Source organism: Aminobacter ciceronei (genome assembly GCF_014138625.1).
Classification (GTDB): domain Bacteria; phylum Pseudomonadota; class Alphaproteobacteria; order Rhizobiales; family Rhizobiaceae; genus Aminobacter; species Aminobacter ciceronei.
Map to the genome: position 1 here is coordinate 95,178 of NZ_JACJHY010000010.1, position 17,187 is coordinate 112,364.

General features: G+C 64.1%; 16 protein-coding genes and 1 pseudogene. 3 read left to right on the forward strand and 14 right to left on the reverse strand.

What is annotated here, in order from left to right; all coding sequences use genetic code 11:
- Positions 1–65 precede the first annotated feature (65 nt).
- The 8 genes and pseudogenes from HNQ95_RS12385 to HNQ95_RS12415 form a co-directional block, all read right to left on the reverse strand.
- Positions 66–851 carry an SDR family NAD(P)-dependent oxidoreductase gene (locus HNQ95_RS12385; RefSeq protein ID WP_182574173.1) on the reverse strand — a complete coding sequence of 262 codons (786 nt, stop codon included), beginning with the start codon at positions 849–851 and terminating at the stop codon, positions 66–68.
- Positions 848–1,603 carry an SDR family NAD(P)-dependent oxidoreductase gene (locus HNQ95_RS12390; protein ID WP_246340695.1) on the reverse strand — a complete coding sequence of 252 codons (756 nt, stop codon included), beginning with the start codon at positions 1,601–1,603 and terminating at the stop codon, positions 848–850. Before HNQ95_RS12390 ends, HNQ95_RS12385 begins: the two co-directional genes overlap by 4 nt.
- Positions 1,600–2,508, reverse strand: coding sequence for a branched-chain amino acid ABC transporter permease (locus tag HNQ95_RS34075; RefSeq protein ID WP_312870929.1), 909 nt, complete (start codon positions 2,506–2,508; stop codon positions 1,600–1,602). Before HNQ95_RS34075 ends, HNQ95_RS12390 begins: the two co-directional genes overlap by 4 nt.
- A gap of 126 nt (positions 2,509–2,634) precedes the next feature.
- Positions 2,635–3,543 (reverse strand): annotated as a pseudogene (locus tag HNQ95_RS34080) (branched-chain amino acid ABC transporter permease); the annotation flags it as partial.
- Positions 3,544–3,548: 5 nt separating this feature from the next.
- Entirely contained in the window at positions 3,549–4,262 is a 714-nt protein-coding gene (locus HNQ95_RS12400; protein ID WP_067962138.1) for an ABC transporter ATP-binding protein, read from the reverse strand.
- Positions 4,255–5,022, reverse strand: coding sequence for an ABC transporter ATP-binding protein (locus tag HNQ95_RS12405; protein ID WP_067966563.1), 768 nt, complete (start codon positions 5,020–5,022; stop codon positions 4,255–4,257). The genes HNQ95_RS12400 and HNQ95_RS12405 overlap by 8 nt, the downstream gene beginning before the upstream one ends.
- A gap of 45 nt (positions 5,023–5,067) precedes the next feature.
- The gene (locus tag HNQ95_RS12410; protein WP_067962140.1) at positions 5,068–5,352 is read right to left on the reverse strand and encodes a DUF1330 domain-containing protein; all 285 of its coding nucleotides are present in this window, start codon (positions 5,350–5,352) and stop codon (positions 5,068–5,070) included.
- 60 nt (positions 5,353–5,412) lie between these two features.
- Positions 5,413–6,609, reverse strand: a complete 1,197-nt coding sequence (locus tag HNQ95_RS12415) for an ABC transporter substrate-binding protein (RefSeq protein ID WP_154386531.1) — start codon at positions 6,607–6,609, stop codon at positions 5,413–5,415.
- 242 nt (positions 6,610–6,851) lie between these two features.
- Here HNQ95_RS12415 and HNQ95_RS12420 point away from each other — a divergent pair, with 242 nt between their 5' ends.
- Positions 6,852–8,456, forward strand: a complete 1,605-nt coding sequence (locus HNQ95_RS12420) for a GMC family oxidoreductase (protein ID WP_067962144.1) — start codon at positions 6,852–6,854, stop codon at positions 8,454–8,456.
- Positions 8,457–8,460: 4 nt separating this feature from the next.
- Here HNQ95_RS12420 and HNQ95_RS12425 read toward each other — a convergent pair whose 3' ends face one another.
- Genes HNQ95_RS12425 through HNQ95_RS12435 form a run of 3 tightly spaced genes read right to left on the reverse strand, consistent with a single transcriptional unit; the run spans position 8,461 to position 11,207 of the window.
- Positions 8,461–8,916 (reverse strand): nuclear transport factor 2 family protein, encoded by a 456-nt coding sequence (locus HNQ95_RS12425; protein WP_182574175.1) that lies wholly within the window; start codon positions 8,914–8,916, stop codon positions 8,461–8,463.
- A 1-nt stretch (position 8,917) separates the two neighbouring features.
- The gene (locus tag HNQ95_RS12430) at positions 8,918–10,018 is read right to left on the reverse strand and encodes an alpha/beta hydrolase (RefSeq protein ID WP_154386533.1); all 1,101 of its coding nucleotides are present in this window, start codon (positions 10,016–10,018) and stop codon (positions 8,918–8,920) included.
- A complete protein-coding gene (locus HNQ95_RS12435) occupies positions 9,999–11,207 on the reverse strand; it encodes an ABC transporter substrate-binding protein (RefSeq protein ID WP_154386534.1) in 1,209 nt (402 codons plus the stop codon). The genes HNQ95_RS12430 and HNQ95_RS12435 overlap by 20 nt, the downstream gene beginning before the upstream one ends.
- Before the next feature lie 222 nt (positions 11,208–11,429).
- Between HNQ95_RS12435 and HNQ95_RS12440 the strand changes: the two genes are divergently transcribed.
- The gene (locus tag HNQ95_RS12440; RefSeq protein ID WP_182574176.1) at positions 11,430–12,578 is read left to right on the forward strand and encodes an LLM class flavin-dependent oxidoreductase; all 1,149 of its coding nucleotides are present in this window, start codon (positions 11,430–11,432) and stop codon (positions 12,576–12,578) included.
- A 101-nt stretch (positions 12,579–12,679) separates the two neighbouring features.
- Here HNQ95_RS12440 and HNQ95_RS12445 read toward each other — a convergent pair whose 3' ends face one another.
- The 3 genes from HNQ95_RS12445 to HNQ95_RS12455 all read right to left on the reverse strand — a co-directional run bounded on the left by HNQ95_RS12445 (position 12,680) and on the right by HNQ95_RS12455 (position 15,215).
- The gene (locus tag HNQ95_RS12445) at positions 12,680–13,177 is read right to left on the reverse strand and encodes a flavin reductase family protein (RefSeq protein WP_067962155.1); all 498 of its coding nucleotides are present in this window, start codon (positions 13,175–13,177) and stop codon (positions 12,680–12,682) included.
- 98 nt (positions 13,178–13,275) lie between these two features.
- Positions 13,276–14,409 (reverse strand): helix-turn-helix transcriptional regulator, encoded by a 1,134-nt coding sequence (locus tag HNQ95_RS12450; RefSeq protein ID WP_182574177.1) that lies wholly within the window; start codon positions 14,407–14,409, stop codon positions 13,276–13,278.
- A 2-nt stretch (positions 14,410–14,411) separates the two neighbouring features.
- Positions 14,412–15,215 (reverse strand): SDR family oxidoreductase, encoded by an 804-nt coding sequence (locus HNQ95_RS12455; RefSeq protein WP_182574178.1) that lies wholly within the window; start codon positions 15,213–15,215, stop codon positions 14,412–14,414.
- Between the two features lie 195 nt (positions 15,216–15,410).
- On the opposite strand from HNQ95_RS12455, the gene HNQ95_RS12460 reads away from it, so the two are divergent.
- Positions 15,411–16,997 carry a FadD3 family acyl-CoA ligase gene (locus HNQ95_RS12460; protein ID WP_067962162.1) on the forward strand — a complete coding sequence of 529 codons (1,587 nt, stop codon included), beginning with the start codon at positions 15,411–15,413 and terminating at the stop codon, positions 16,995–16,997.
- Positions 16,998–17,187: the final 190 nt, after the last annotated feature.

The window sequence follows — 17,187 nt, forward strand, 5'->3', positions numbered from 1 at the left end:
AGAACGCAAAAGGCCGCGTCAAATGCGCGGCCTTTTGCATTGCAGCTTACACCTGGCCATTGTCCCTAAGCGGACACCACATCACCCGCGCCACCGAATGCGCTCCAGCCGCCATCGACCGGCAGAACCGTGCCTGTGATGTAGGACGCCCAGTCCGACAGCAGGAACACGGCGGCTCGCGCCATTTCTTCCGGCAGCGCCAGTCGGCCGAGCGGCGTACGCCGTTCCAGGATCGTCGGGTCGAATGCCTTGCGCTCGAGCAAAGCCTGAACCATCGGCGTGCGCGTGTAAGCCGGCGCGATCGCATTGACGCGAATGCCCGAGGGACCCCATTCGCAGGCCAGCGTGTGCGTCAGGTGATTGATCCCTGCCTTGGCAGCGGCATAGGCCGAGCGACGCGGGAAGCCGCCGAGCCCGACGATGGACGACACATTCACGATGGCGCCGCATCTCTGTCGGAGCATCGGTCGCGATGCGGCGCGGCACATCAGGTAGGTGCCCTTGAGGTTGACGTCGATGACGCGCTGCCAGCGTTCCACCGACTGGTCGTGCACCGGCACGAGGTCGTCGCCGATGCCGGCAGAGTTGAAAACGAGATCGAGGCCGCCGAGAGCCGTGATCGCTTCCCTGACCATGCGCTCGGCATCGTCCTCACTTGCGACGTCGCCTTGGGTGACCTCGGCTGCTGCGGTGCGCTGTAGCGCCGGATCGAGTTGTTCGCGGTTCAGGTCGGCAATGACCACGCGTGCGCCGAGATCCGAGAGCAGCCTTGCCACCGTTTCGCCAATGCCGCTGGCGCCGCCAGTCACCAGCACCCGCTTGCCGTCGAACCTGATCGCGGGCGCGCTCATACGTCGGGATCCCCGCCGTCTTCGGCGTCCTGCTTGAAGTGGAAGTCCGGCTGCCATTCTGCGCGCGTCTGGACATGCAGCCTCCAGTAGGCAGCGGCGACCAGATCGTGATCGTAAGGCGTTCCGGCCTGCATCGTGCCATGGATGGCGACAGTCGACACATGAATACCCGCAGGGGTGAGTTCCTTCTCCAGCGAGTGTCCAAGGCTGCGCAGCGCAGCCTTGCCGAGCGAGGTCACGCCCCATTCGATCCACGGGCCAAAGGCAAGCACACCACCGGTGAGCAGGATCGTACCGCGGCCGCGGTCGATCATTCCTGGCGCAACGGCCTGGGCCGCATGCAGCGCACCAGCCACGTTGGTCCTGAAGGCGTCGACGACGTAGTCGACGCTGGCCGCCTCACCATGCGACTTCCAGCCGTCGGCGGTGCCGTATTTCACCTCGCCCAGCCGCGACGGCGTGACGAACCGCGCCGGCTCGATGATGGCGGCATTGTAGATCAGCGCCTCGGCATCGCCATGCCGCTCGCGGATCGCCGCATGGACATGGTCCATCTCTTCGGGCTTGCCGGCGTCGCCGACAAATCCGGCAACGTCGAGGCCCTCGGCCCGCAGCTCCTGCTCGTAGCGTGCAATCGATTCTGCGCGGCGGCCGACAAAGGCAACACGATGTCCTTCACGCGCGAACTTCTTCACCAAAGCCTGGCCAAGCCCAGGCCCCATGCCGATGACCAGAGTCGACGGCGCGCTCATGGTGCTGCCGTGATTTTGGTGGTGGCCTCGGTGTGGTCGGCCGTCTGCTTGGCCTTGCGCTCGGCGCGGTTCGCCAGGAATTCCTCCAGCGTGCCGATGATGCCCTTGCGCAGGAACAGCACGCAGAGAACGAATATGATGCCCTGCACCACCACGACCCAGGCACCGAGGGTGGCCAACTCGCGTTGCAGCGTCACCAGCACTGCCGCACCGACCACCGGTCCAAGCAGCGTGCCGACGCCGCCGATCAGCGTCATCAGCAGCACGTCGGCCGAGGTCATGAAGAAGACGTCGGCCAGCGACGCCAGCTGGAAGATGATCGCCTTGAGGCCGCCTGCTACGCCCGACAGCATCGCCGAAAGCGTGAATGCGATCAGCTTGAACCGGTCGGTCGAATAGCCGAGCGAAATGGCGCGCGGCTCGTTCTCGCGGATCGACTTCAACGTCTGGCCGAACGGCGAGTGGATGATGCGGTAGATGAAGGCGAAGCCGGCCAGGAACACGGCGAGGGTCACGTAGTACATGTTCAGCGTGTTGGAGAGATCGATGACGCCGAACAGCATGCCGCGCGGCACCGACTGGATCCCGTCCTCGCCATGGGTCCATGGCGCCTGCACTCCGTAGAAATAGATGATCTGCGCCAGCGCCAGCGTGATCATGGCGAAGTAGAGCCCCTGCCGGCGGATCGCCAGCCAGCCGAACAACGCGCCGATCGCCGTCGCCACCATGACGCCCAGAAGGATGCAGAGCTCGGTCGGCAGGCCCCAGGCGGCAGCGGCATGCGCAGTCACATAAGCCGATGCCCCGTAGAAGGCGGCATGGCCGAAGGCGAGGAGGCCGACGCAACCGAAGATCAGATTGTAGGCGAGTGCGAACAGTGCCAGCACCAGGATCTTCATGCCCATGACGGGATAGACGAGGAACGGCAACGCCACGCCGCCGACCGTGAAGATCGCGAGCCACAGGCGACCGTTCTCGAGGAAGCTGCCGGAGCGGCCCGACGAGACGTCGGCGACCGAGTGGCTCGTCGTCTCCTTGCCGAACAGGCCAGCCGGGCGGAAGATCAGCACCAGCGCCATGATGATGAAGATCACGGTTGCCGAGGCCTGCGGATAGAAGACCTTGGTCAGGCCCTCGATCACGCCGAGCATCAGGCCGGAAACGATGGCGCCGAAGATCGAGCCCATGCCGCCGATGACCACGACGGCGAAGATGGTGATGATCATGCCCTGCCCCATCTGCGGGCTGACCTGGTAGATCGGGGCTGCCATGACGCCGGCGAAACCGGCAAGACCGACACCGAACGCGTAGGTCAGCATCAACAAGCGCGGCACGTTGATGCCGAAAGCACGGACGAGATCGGGATTTTCGGTCGCGGCCCGGAGGTAAGAGCCGAGCTTGGTTCGCTCGACCATGTACCAGGTGCCGAAGCAGACGACGATTGCCGCAGCGATCACCCAGGCGCGGTAGATCGGCAGGAACATGAATCCGAGATTGATGCCGCCTTTCAGAGACTCCGGCACGCCATACATCTGGCCGGCGGCACCGTAGTAGACGTTGAAGGCACCCTCGATCGCCATGGCGAGGCCGACGGTCAAAAGCAGGCCGTAGGCATGGTCGAGATCGTAGACGCGGCGGATGAAGATGCGCTCCATCAGCGCGCCGATGACAGCCACCACCAGCGGAACGATGACCAGCGCCCACCAGTAGCCGATCGACGGCAGACCAAGACCCGGGAACAGTTCAGGCAAGCGCATGAGATACCAGGCGCCGAACGCACCCAGCATGTATTGCGCGCCATGGACGAAGTTGCCGATGCGCAACATGCCGAAGATGATCGCCACGCCCAGGCTCATCATGGCGTAGAACGAACCGTTGATGAGGCCGACGAGCAGCTGGCCGAAAAGAAGGGTTGGCGGAACGCCAATCAGGTCCATCATGGCCATCACACCCCGAGATAAGCTTGGATTTTGGCTTCATTGCCGGCGAGTTCGTCGCGGCTGAAGCGCTCGACCACCTTGCCGTGGTCGACGACGAAATGCCGGTCGGCGAGCTTGGAAGCGAAGCGGAAGTTCTGCTCGACCAGAAGGATGGTGAAGCCCCTCGCCTTCAGCTTCTCGAGCACGACGGCGATCTGCTTGACGATGACCGGCGCAAGGCCTTCGGTCGGCTCGTCGAAGATCAAAAGCTTGGCGCCCGTGCGCAGGATGCGGCCGATGGCCAGCATCTGCTGCTCCCCGCCTGACAGCTTGGTGCCGGGGCTCTGCCAGCGCGCCTTGAGGTTCGGGAACAGCTCGAGGATCTCGTCCACGGTCATGCCGCCCTTGGCGATGACCGGCGGCAGCTCCAGATTCTCGGCCACCGACAGGCTCGAGAAGATGCCGCGCTCCTCCGGGCAGTAGGCGATGCCGCGCCGGGCGATGATCTCGGGCGCCCGCTTCGCAACGTTCTCACCGCGATAGGTGATAACACCGGTCTTCTTGCGCACGAGGCCCATGATACAGCGCAGCGCTGTCGTCTTGCCGGCGCCGTTGCGGCCCAGCAGCGTGACGAGTTCACCCTCGCGGATGTCGAAATTCATGCCGTGGAGCGCCTTGCTCTCGCCGTACCAGGCATGCAGGTCGGCGATGTCGAGCACCACCTGGGAAGTCTCAGTCATCTGCGCCACCGATATAGGCTTCGACAACGCGCGGATCGCGCGACACGGTTTCGTAGTTGCCTTCGGCCAGCACCCGTCCCTGCGCCAGCACGGTGATGGTGTCGGAAAGGGCTGAAACCACCGACAGATTGTGCTCGACCATCAGGACAGTGCGGTCGCTTGCTACCTTGCGGATCAGTTCGGCGATGCGGTCTACGTCCTCGTGGCCCATGCCCGAGGTCGGCTCGTCGAGCAGCAGCATCTCGGGATCCAGCGCCAGCGTCGTGGCAATCTCCAGCGCGCGCTTGCGACCGTAAGGCAGATTGACCGCGACATGGTTGCGATAGGAAAGCATGCCGACAGCGTCGAGCAGTTCATCGATGCGATCGTTGAGCACGCCGAGCGTGCGTTCGCTTTGCCAGAAGCGATAGGAGGTCCCCGTCGGCCGCTGCAGTGCCATGCGCACGTTTTCACGCACGCTCATGCGCGGAAACACCGCCGAAATCTGGAACGATCGAACAATGCCCTTGCGCGCCACCTCTTCCGGCTTCAGCGCGGTGATGTCCTCGCCGTTGTATCGGATCGTACCTTCGCTGGGCTGCAGGAACTTGGTGATCAGGTTGAAGGTCGTCGTCTTGCCGGCGCCGTTGGGGCCGATCAGGGCGTGGATGGTATTGCGCCGGACCTTGAGGTCGACGTCTTTTACGGCGGCGAAGCCATAGAAATACCGGCTCAGCCCGGACGCCTCGATGATGTAGTCGTCCGCAGTGCCTTGCTGCACCTTGTCCTCCACGTACTCTAGGAAATATGCGGCACAGGGCGCCCGTCATACGTCGACGAGAATGCCCTTGCCGCGTGATGCCAGCTGCCTGAGTGCCACCACCTTCTGGTAGTCGTCAGAATGGTAGAATTGGCGCGCCGCGTCAGCGCTCGGGAACTCGACCACCGAGATCGTCGCCGGCTGCCAGCCGCCTTCGAGGCTTTCGATTCGATCGCCCGACAAGACGAAACGCCCGCCGCCGGCGGCCATGATCGGCCCGGCGACCTCGCGATAGTGCTGCCAGGCGGCCTCGTCGGTAATTTCGATCTCGAAGATCAGATAGCCGGGCAAGTCGTCACTCCCATCGGGTGGACGCGCCGGACGGCGAGCGTGCCGTCCGGCGCTGTCGGATCAGCCTTTGGCCAGCTTGCAGGCGCTCTTGTCGATCGAGCGGAAGGCGATGTCGGCAGGAACGGTGGTCACGACCTTGAACACGTCCTGCGCATCGGATGCCTCGCCGGGCGCACGCACCTCAAGCAGCTGCATGTCATGCACGAGGCGGCCGTTGGGCAGCAGCGTCGCATTCTTTGCGAACAGGTCGTTGATCTTGCCTTCGCGCAGCTTGGCGAGCACCGCGGTCGGCTCGTCGGTACCGGCGGCCTTGACGGCGTTCAGATAATTGGTCGCTGCGGAATAGGCACCGGCCGCAACCCAGCCCGGAGCATTGCCGGTCTTCTTCTGCATCTCTTCCTTGAAGTGCTTGGAAGCGTCGTCGGTGTTCCAATACCAGGCGGCGGCAAACTGGATGCCCTTCAGCGCTTCAAGGCCGATGGCGCGCGCATCCGACTGGTGCAGCACGGTCAGCGCCACGCGCATGCCCTGGTCGATCAGGCCGAACTCCTGGACCTGCTTGAGCGCATTGACCAGTTCAGGACCATTGACCGTCAGCGCCAGAACCTTGGCGCCCGAGGCCTGGGCCTGCAGGATGTAGGACGAGAAGTCGGTGGTGCCGAGCGGCGCCCGCACCGAACCCAGTATCTTGCCGCCTTCTTCCTCGACGGCGGTCTTCACGCCGGCTTCCAGCACCTTGCCGGCTTCATAGTCGGGCGACAGGATGAACCAGGTCTCGCCACCGGCCTTGAGCTGGGCGCTGACCGACGAACGCACCTGCGAATAGGCGTCGTATGCCCAGGCCATGCCGTAGCCGTTGCAGTCGGCCTCGGTCATCTTGTCGGTCATCGGCGAGACGAAGAAGCCGAGCTTCTTCTGTTCGCCCAAAAGGTTGTTGACCGAAAGCGCGATTGCCGAATTGGCGACATCGAACAGCGCGTCGACATTGTCGCGCTCCAGCCATTCGCGGGCGATGGACAGTGCGATCTCGGGCTTGTTCTGATGATCGGCCGAGACCAGTTCGATCGGCTTGCCCAGCACCTGACCGCCAAAGTCGGAGATTGCCAGCTTGACTGCCTCGGTCACCTCGGTGCCGCCGAGCGCGGAGAAGGAAGAGCTCTGGTCGTTGAGCACGCCGAGCTTGACGCTGGTGTCCTGTGCTGCGGCAGTCAGCGCGGTCGACAGCAGCAAAGCTGCCGCGAGAATGGATTTCTTCATGTCATTCCTCCCCAGGAACGTAGGCTTTGGTGCCGGTCTGGATGCGCGCCGGCATTGATGTGCGCGCAAGGCCGCCACGCGGCATGGCGTGACGACTCCTCAAGGAGAAATCACAGGATGCAGGCGAGCCGAACATCGTCCATGCGGACTACCGCATATGTCGGCCTGGGCCTGAACAACGCTTGCCTGGGCTAGTTCGTTTGCAGGATGCGAGCCGACACGCACGCGCAAGACATCGCGGCATGAGAGAATTCGACACGATCATCGTTGGCGCCGGCTCGGCCGGCTGTGTGGTGGCCAACAGGCTAAGCGAAGACCCGGGACATAGGGTGCTTGTCCTCGAGGCCGGACCATCGGACCTTCATCCCTTGGTCCGGATGCCCCGGGGATGGGTCAAGCTGACGAAGCATCCGAAACGCTCATGGAACTTTCCTGTCGAGCATGAAGAAGGTCGGCCGGAAGCCGAGACATGGGCGCGCGGCCGCGGGCTTGGCGGATCGAGCTCGATCAACGGAATGCTCTATTGCCGGGGCGCCCCCGAGGACTACGACGGCTGGGCCGACTTCGGCGTCACGGGCTGGAGCTGGACCGAGATGGCGCCAGTCTTCCGCAAGATCGAGAACCATCAGCTTGGTGGCGATGTCATCAGGGGCGGCAATGGTCCCTTGCAGGTCAGTGTTCGTCCTCTCGCCGACCCTCTCGGCCAGGCGATCCTCGATGCAGGTGCTTCGCTCAGCCTCGACCATCTCGACGACCTCAACGGCGCCAGACGCGATGGCGTCGGTACCTACACGCATACGGTCGACCACATGGGGCGGCGCATGAGCGCGGCCCGCGCCTTCCTCCGACCGGCGATGCGGCGCAAGAACCTCGTCGTCCAAACCGGCGCGCAGGTTCTGCGTATCCTGTTCGACGGTCGTCGGGCAGTCGGCGTCGAATATCTCGTGGGCGGTCGCCAACGCACCGCCCGGTCGGCAAGCGAGGTCATCGTTGCCTGCGGCGCGATCCAGTCACCGCAACTGCTGCAGGTGTCAGGCGTCGGCCGCCATGATGTGCTTTCGGCGGCTGGCGTCCAGACTGTGACCGAATTGCCCGGCGTCGGCCGCAACTTTGCCGAACACCTCGTTGTGGCGCTGCCCTATCGCCTTGCCGGAATGCATGGCCACAACCGCAGCTTCAGTGGCCTGCGCCTCGTCGGCGAGGTGCTACGCTATTATCTCGCCGGCACGGGGCTGATGAGCTTCGGTGCGTCCGAAATCGGCGCGTTCGTCCGCTCCTCGTCAGACGTCACCTATCCGGATCTGCAGCTATCGCTGTCACCCTACACCTTCGCCCGTGGGCTGCTGCAAGGCCGCCTGAAGCTAGAGGCCGAGCCCGGCATCACCATCATCGGCTATGCCCTGCGGCCGGAAAGCCGCGGCGAGATTACCATCCGCTCGGCCGACATGCGCGACATGCCGCCGATCCGGCCGAACTGGCTGGCGACGGAAAACGACCGGCGCACCGCCATTTCGATGATGCGCATCATGCGCGACTTCGTCGCCCAGCCTGCATTGCAGCCCTTCGTGAAGCAGGAGCTTTGGCCTGGCCCAGCAGTGCAATCGGACGACGACATGCTCGCTGCCTTCCGCGCGACCTTCGTGTCGGGGCTGCATGCGGTCGGCACTTGCCGGATGGGCAATGACGCCGACGCCGTCGTCGACGAGCGATTGCGCGTCCATGGCGTCGATGGCCTCCGTGTGATCGATGCCTCGGTCATCCCGGCACCGATATCGGGTAACACCAACGGCCCTGTGATGGCGCTGGCCTGGCGCGCTGCTGACCTGGTACTTGAGGAAAGGCGCTGAACGCTCAGAAATCGAAGAATTCGCTTCGTGCGCTGCTGAACGCCTTTTCCAATCGATGGACCATGCGCCAGCCCTTTTCGGTCCTGCGATAACGCACGTCATATTGGCCGCAAGCTGTGCGGCTCATCGTGTGGTTCGGTGTTAACCGGCCGATGGCGACGAACTGGAAATGCAGGTGACCGGTCGCCTCGTCCCCGTCGATGTCGAGCAACGGCAGACCGGGCACATGAACGCCGGAGAATTTCGCCGTGAAATCGAAGCAGAAAGCCGACAGTTGCTCCCTGCCCTCAACCTTGAGCGCCGAGCGGTCGCCGACGGCCGCGATTTCGAACACGCCGTCCGCAGTGAACACATCGGCCCATGCCTTGCCATTGCAGCAGTCCCAGGCGCGCGCATAGCGCGCCTCGAGCGCGATGATGTCGAGCATTGCCTCGGCGCGCGCCAGCCTTGCCTCCAGCATCTCAGGCGTTCCTGGCAAATGCATCGCGCAGCCTGGCGCCACCGTGGTCGATCGCCAGCCGCGCTTTGCCGATCAATCCGACCATGCTGGCAAAGCCGTGCGAGACACCGTCGTAGCGCCTGGCTTCCACATCAACACCGGACTCGGCCAGCGCTGTGTAAAGGGCCTCGACCTCACTGCGCAAGGGATCGAATTCGGCAATGGCGATCGTCGTCTGCGGCAGCCCGGCAAGATCGACGGACCGAAGCAGCGCGACACGGGGATCTGCCAAGCCAGCCGGCTCACCCACATATTGCCGCCAGTACCAGCGCATCATTCCCGCGCTAAGGAATGGAGTCTGCGGGAAAGTGTCGTAACTCGTGCCGGAAGCCGTGGGATCCGAAGCAGGATAGAAAAGCAACAGGTGTCGCAGTTTCAGGCGGACCTCCGATGAGGCATGGAGTGCGGCAGCTGCCGCCAGATTGCCCCCGGCACTATCTCCGGCAAGCGCCAGCCTCCTGCCGTCGCAGCCGAGCGTGATAGCGTTGGCCGCCGCCCACTCCAGAGCCGCCAAAGCATCCTCGTAGGCTGCCGGGAACCTGTGTTCCGGCGCCAGCCGGTAGTCGATCGACAGCACCGCGCAATCGCCCGCCTTGGCAAGCGCCCGGCAGAAATTGTCATGCGTATCCAGCGAACACAGCACGAAGCCGCCGCCATGCAGGAAGACCAGCAGCGGCAATGCCTTGCCCTGACGTGGCTTGTAGAGTCGCGCCGGGATGTCTCCGGCACCGCCGGCAACGGTGATGTTCTCGACCGCGGCCATCTCGGTGCGCTCCGTCGGCCATCCCGCCGCGTTCACGGCAACGCGCAACGCCGGGATGTCGACATTGACGAGGTCGAGTGGCGGCCGCCTGGCGACGACCTCCGCCATCGCGGCAATATCTGCATCGAGCGCCAATTCCATAACCAACCTCCGCGGCATTTCTTCGGCTGGAGTGAAAGCCAGCCCCAAGACTCGCCGCATCGTTCGATCGGGTGAGCCAATGAAAAAGGCGCCGCCGGAAACCGGCGACGCCTTTCGCAAGTTGAAACCGTTCTGCTGCTTACTGGGCGCAGTCGGCACGTTCGACGAGACCGTCCTCGCGCAGCTGGTATGGGTTCTTGACGACCTTGAGGCTCTCGACCGACGGCAGGAAGTGGTTGTCGGCGCTGGCCGCCAGTTTGCCCGTCAGCGTCTTGATCTCGCCGGCGTTGGCCTCGATCCAGGCCGCAACCGACTTGCCGTCGGTCTTGCCCGAACCGTTCATGGCGGCAGCCAGGATGAAGGGTTGGATGTAATAGGGCACCAGCGCCGAGGGTCCGCCCATGCGGTCGAGATCGGCAATATCGGCCTTGGCCTTCTCGGCGAACTTGGCGAACGGCTTCTCGCCGAGCGCGTCGCCCGGGCAGAAGGTCATGCCCTCGAACTGCACCGAATACACGCCCTCGAACGGCTCGGTGCCGATTGTGGCGGCGTTGCCGACGGCGTAGTTGGTCATGGTCAGGCTCGCCAGCACGGGAACGTCCCAGCCGATGTCATAGCGATTTTCCAGCATCTTGCGGGCGTCGTCGCCGATCGAGTTGATCAGCAGCACCGCTTCGGCCTCGGAGTTTCGCAGCGAAAACAGCTGCGGGGTCATGTCCTCGGTGCGGAAGGCGAATTCCTGGATGGCGACCGGCTCCACGCCCTTGCCCTTCATGTAGTTGACGATGTCGGACACCGCCGCCTTCGACATGCCGCCATTGTCCGAGATCAGCGCCAGCTTGGTCAGCTTCAGCGTATCGAGCGCATAGGCGATGTTGGGGATCATCTGGTTCTCACCGATCGGCGAGGTGGAGAAGTGGTACGGGCCGACCTGCGGGGTCAGCTGCGTCGAGGCGGCGCTTGAAACCTGGGCGATATTGGCTTCGGTGCCGATCGGCATCAGCGGCGTCGTTTCCTGGCTGGTTGCCGGGCCAACTACCGCCGCAACCTTCTCGCTTTCGATGAGGCGGCGCATCTCGCTGACGCCATGCGTCGGGTCGGTCATCGTGTCGGCCAGCACCAGCTCGACCTTCTTGCCGAGAATGCCACCGGCGGCGTTGATGTCGTCGACAGCACGCTTCCAGGCGACCTCGGCATTCTTGCCGATCGAGGCGCCCGCGCCGGTCAGCGACATGATGCCGCCGATCTTGATCGTCTCTTCGGCCCTGGCCGTGCCGGCAGCTGCCAGGGCGGTGAACGACATCAGGGCGGCGACAATGGCGCGCCGGCTGCGAATGCTGGAAGTCATAGTCTGGTCTCCACGGAAATCGATGCCGCCGTTTCGGCCTAACGTGATTGGCAGGCATCGTCCATAAGGACCATTGAATTGAGCCAGCAGCTGCCTCGCCTGGCCCAATGCCATCAGCAGCAAAACGGCCCTCACCCGATCGAACGATGAATTTCGTGATTGCCAGCCGGACACTCCAGCTCATGCCGAAAGGGCAATTGTCTCAAGCGGAGGATCCTGCCAGTGAAATTTTCCATGATCTACGAGGCGCAGATCGCCGAAACCCATCGGGAGGCCGAGCAGCAGGTTTTCCGCGAGATGGTGGAACAGTGCGTGCAGCTCGACAGGAGCGGCTTCGACGGGGTCTGGTGCGTCGAGCACCATGGCCTGACGCAATATTCGCACATGTCGGCACCGGAAACCTTCCTCGCCTTTGTCGCCGGCCAGACGAAGAGGCTCGAGATCGGCCATGGCGTCGTCTGCCTGCCGCCGGCGATGAACCATCCCATCAAGGTCGCCGAACGTGTCGCCATGCTCGACATCCTGTCGAATGGCCGCGTCAATTTCGGTGTCGGCAAGGGCGGCAGCCAGCAGGAGGCCGGTGCCTTTGGCTACCAGTTGGCCGAGTTGCAGCCGCTGATCGACGAGAGCATGTATCTGATCCCGCGCCTCTTCACCGAAGAAGTGGTCGAGCATGACGGCCGGTACATCAGGTTTCCAGCCCGCCCCGTCCATCCCAAGCCGCTGCAGCAACCGCACCCGCGCATGTACATGGCCTGTACACGCTGGGAGGCGGTGGTGACAGCCGGCTCGCGTGGCCTCGGTGCGCTGGTCATGGGTTTCGGCGGCCCCGACGAGATCAAGACCAAGAGCGATGCCTATCGGAAGGCCTTTGCCGAGCGCAAACCGGAGGACCAGGTCGGGTTCCGCCCGACCGAGCACCTCTCCGCCCTGTGCCCGGCCATCGTCCTGCGCGACCGGGACAAGGCCCGCCGCATCGGCTTGCGTGGACAGCGCTTCTTCGCCGAGGCGCTGTCGCACTGGTACCAGCGCGGTCCCAAGCCTGAGGTCGACGACATGAGCCCGGAAGAGCATCTGGCGGCGCTCGACAAGGTGCGCGAGCACAAGTTCGCCAAGCTCGGCGAAGACAAGATCGCCTACAATCCGCAGGCCTATGGTTATCTCGACGACATCAACGACGCCTATGGCACGCCAGAGGATTGTATCCGCTATGTCGAGCGCCTGTCCGAGGCCGGTGCCGACGAGATCATGTTCCTGTCGCAGATGGGCACCGTGCCGCATGAAGCGATCATGGAGACGATCGAGCTGATTGGCAGCGAGGTGATCCCGCATTTCCGCGGCAAGAAGCTGCGCGTCGCTGCCGCCGAATAGGTTACCAGCGGTCGGCACCCAGGTGCCGGCCGCCTTTTCCCGCACCGAAAATGGCAAAGGCCGGCACCACCATGCGGGCCTTTCCGCTGCCTGCGTTCGTATCACATTGCCAGATGCGCGCCGACGTAGCGGGCGTCAGCATAGATCAGCGGCTCGATGCTGCCGAACAGTGCGACGTCGGTAACCCGCCCCACGAACACGCCATGGGTACCATAATAGAATTCTCCGTCATTGGCGCAGAAGATGTTGGCTTGGGCGTCGCCAAGATAAGGAATGCCCTGGCGCTCGCGCCAGTCACCCTCGGCGAAGCGCGCCTCGCCCTTCACCTGACCGCCACAACGTTGCGCCAATGCTTCATGATTTCGTGCCAATATGTTGACACAGAATGGCAATTTCGCCTGGAACGCGGCAAAGATCGAGGCGCTCCGGTTGACGCAGGCGAGCAGTGACGGCGGCTCCATGCTCAGGCTGTCGACAGCGGTCGCGGCCATGGCCAGCCGCTGGCCTTGATGGCTCGTGGTCAGGATCACCACCGACTTCGCCAGCCGGCGCATCGCCGCTCGCGTGTCCGCCACCAGCTCATTGACCTCAATGGACATTCCGCGCTCCTCCACGTCCTGCAACGATCGCAGCATCGCGCAGAACAGGGCCCTGAGGCATCGTTCGAACGGGCGAGCCCAGCAATTGGGGTTGGCCGTTAGCTCAGCTCGTCGACCGAGCGCAGCAGCAGCCGCACGAGCTCACTCTGCCTGCTCACTCCGGTCTTGGAAAACACCATGCGCAAATGCGCCTTGGCGGTGTTCTTGGTGATGCCGAGCGCGGCACTGGCATCGTCGAGGTCGAGTCCCTGCCCCATCAGCGCCGCAAGCTCGGCTTCTGCCGGCGTCAGGCCAAACAGCCTGACAAGCACCGCAGGCTGCGGCGCAACGTTGCTGCCGGCGTCGGCGATGATGACGAGTGCCGCGCCGCGCAGCGGCGCATGCAGCTTGGCCGAATGCGGTGCCGGCCTGACGACGAGCCCGAGCGCCTCGCCGCAGGAACGATGAATCGAAAACGCGCGCGAGCCGGCAAAGGAGGCGTCGCTCGTCTCGGCAATCTCGGCCACCGCCGTGGTGAACGCACCGCTCGGTCCGGCCTCGTCGAGCAGGCGCAGCCTGCCGCGATCGTTCTTTAGCACGTCCCTTTCGGCCAGGATCGCTTCGGCCTGTGGCGTTGCCTGCAGAATGCGGCAGTCACGGTCGACAATGATGGCGCCCACCGCCAACCGCCCCAGCGCACCCGCGAACAGCTCGCGCTCGGCCTCGAGCCCGTTCAGCCTGAGGAATAGCCCCATCGCCTGCGTCAGATGCGGCAACAGCCGTCGGAACGACTCTCGTTCGGCCGTACCGAAATTGTCCCGACCCAGCACACGTGTCGCACGCATCCGCACCCGCGCCCCGGAGGGCTCGACGATATCGGCACCCACGACATGCATCCAGCCCGAGCCGGTCATGAAACTCGTCATGAATTCCGAGCGGGAAAATCCTCCCTCGCCGACAAGCTCGGCAAGCGTCGTAACCTTGCCGAGCGGCAGGTCGATGAACGGGTCTTGCGTGTAGAGGTCGTTGTAACGCGCGATGCGCTCTTCCGACGCCGCCCCGGAATAGATCGCACCCGGTCGGTCGCGGCGCTGCCGCTCGATGATCAGCGTACTGCTTTCAGCATCAACCGATGCCCGCAACCCCTTGAGAAAACTGTCGAAGGGTTTTGCTTCGCCGATACCGGCATAGAGCAGTTCGACCAGCCGGTCGTGATCGGGCGCGGCACCAGATACTTCCGCGCGATCGGCCACGGTCAGTTCGCGTCCGGCGCGTAACGCTTGATCAGGTCGAGGAACAGCGGTGTCTCGCCGCCGCCATGCACCTCAAGCTGCGCACCGGTGACGAAGGTCGCCGTCGGACTGGCGAGGTAGAGGGCGGCGCGGGCGATGTCGTCTCCACGCCCCATGCGCTTCATCGGCACCGAGGCGGCAATCGCCTGCTGTGCCTCGCGTGAGCCATAGGTCTCATCGGCTTTTTCGGTCTCGATGAGGCCGACGATGATGGCGTTGACGCGCACCTTGGGCGCCCATTCCTGCGCAAGGCTGGTGGTCAGGCTGAGCAGGCCAGCCTTGGCCGCGCCGTAGACCGAGGTGCCTGGCGACGGCCGGCGGCCGGACACGCTGGCGATGTTGATGATGTTGCCGCCTTCCGGCAGCCTCGCCATCCAGTGGTAAACGGCCTGCGACATGTAGACGGGCGCCATCAGGTTGAGATTGACGATGGCGTCGGAGAAGCGCGGCGATACCGTCGCTGCGTCGACATGGGGCGAGCCGCCGGCGTTGTTGACCAGCACGTCGATACGGCCATGCTCCTCGCCGACACGGTCGACCAGCTCCTTGCAGGCCTGGGCCGTGCGCACGTCGCATTGCATGAAGATCGCCCTGTTGCCGTTCGAATGCGGCAGGCTGTCCGGCTCGGTGCGTGCGCAGACGACGACGGTTGCGCCCGCGCCGAGAAAACCCTCGGCGATCGCCCGGCCGATGCCCTTGGTGCCGCCGGTCACGATGACGACCCTGCCCTCGAAGGTCGAGCCAACAGGTTGCGGGGCATTGCTCATGTCATAACTCCAGGCATGGTCCGTCGCGCGCGTCTGTACGCAGTCCTACAGCCTTTATGTCGGTCGCCGTAAGGTTTATTCGTCTCTTCGGACGATGCTGGCCGCCCGCCGACGCCTATGTTCCCGCCAAACTAGCCCGGTGACCGTCCGCGGCCGCCATACCGTCGAACAGGCCCAGTGCCTCCAGGTAGACAGATGATCTCAGAAGACGCCGACTGGAAGTTCACCACCATTCCTGCCCTCTGCGCGCGGGCGGCCGAGCTCTATGGCACACGCACGGCAGTTGAAGACAACGGCGTCGTACTGAACTTCGCCGAGCTCGACACGATGCGCAAGCGCGTCGCCAAGGCGATGATCGCAGCCGGTGTCGAGAAGGGCGACCGCATCATGGTCTGGGCGCCCAACACCTGGAAATGGTTCGCCACAGCCCTTGGCCTCGTCACCGCAGGCGCCGTGCTCATTCCCGCCTCCACCCGCTTCAAGGGCGCGGAGATCGCCGAGCTGGTCAAGCGCAGCGGCACCTCGGTGCTGTTTTCGGTCGGCGACTTCCTCAACACCTATTACCCTGACCAGCTCCGTGCCGAGACGCGCGACCTGCTGCGCGAAGTGGTCGTCATCGGCGAAGGCAGCAAAGGCGATCGCGACTGGGAGAGCTTCGTTGCATCGGGCGACAGCATCAGCGATGCCGAGCTTGCCGCACGCGAGGCCACTGTCGGCCCGGACGATCTCTGCGACATGCTGTTCACCTCGGGCACCACGGGTTATCCCAAGGGCGTCATGTACGGTCACCAGCAGTGCCTTCGGGCGATCGATGCCTGGGCAACGCGTGTCGGTATCCGCGAGCATGACCGCATCCTGGTCATCCCCCCTTTCTTCCACGCCTTCGGCTATCGCTCCGGCGCCATCGTTTCGCTGATGCGTGGCGCGGTCCTGATGCCGCATCTCACCTATGATGCCGGCGAAATCCTCAAGCGCGTCGCCGAAGAGAAGATCAGCGTCATCCCCGGTCCGCCCGCCATCTTCCAGGGCATGCTCCAGCATCCGGACCTGGCAAAATTCGACACCTCCAGCCTGCGCCTCGGCGTCACCGGCGGCGCGGTCGTGCCGTCGATCCTCATCCGGCGCATGCGCGAGGAACTTGGCTTCGCCGGCGTTGTAAACGGCTATGGGCTGACCGAGTGCGGCGGCTACGGCACCATGTGCCTGGCGTCGGACCCGGATGAGGTGATTGCCAACACTGCCGGCAAGGCAGCTCCCGGCGTGGAAGTGCGTATCATGGGCGACGACGGCCATTTCCTGCCCGACGGCAAGCCCGGCGAAGTGGTGATCCGCGGCTACATCGTCATGAAGGGCTACTTCAACGATCCAAAATCGACGGCCAAGACCATCGACCCCGAGGGCTGGCTGCACACCGGTGATATCGGTTACTTCGACAGCGACGGCAACCTGCGCATCGAGGACCGTCTCAAGGACATGTACATCACCGGTGGCTTCAACTGCTATCCGGCCGAGATCGAGCGCATCCTGAGTCAGCATCCGGCCATCGGCATCGTTGCCGTGATCGGTGTGGCAGACGAGCGTCTCGGCGAGGTCGGCAAGGCCTATGTGGTGCTGCGCCCGGGCACCAGCGCCACCGAGAAGGACATCATCGACTGGTCGCGCGCCAACATGGCCAACTACAAATGCCCGCGCAGCGTCGAGATCCGTCCGTCCCTGCCCACCAGCCCGCAAGGCAAGGTGCTCAAGAACATTCTGCGCGAAGAGGTCCCCCAAGACGCCTGATCGCGTGCGCCTGCCCTCCGATGCGGGGTCCGGAGCGGCAGGTGCAGACTTTTCCTCAAGGGCCGGTGCGCAAGCGCCGCCCTTTTTTCTTGGCCGCGTTGCCCAGACTGCGCGTCCCCCGGGATGCGGCATCCCCGGGGATACTGCAAAAGGGCGCCGGTTGCCCGACGCCCTCCAGTTCTTCCTGACG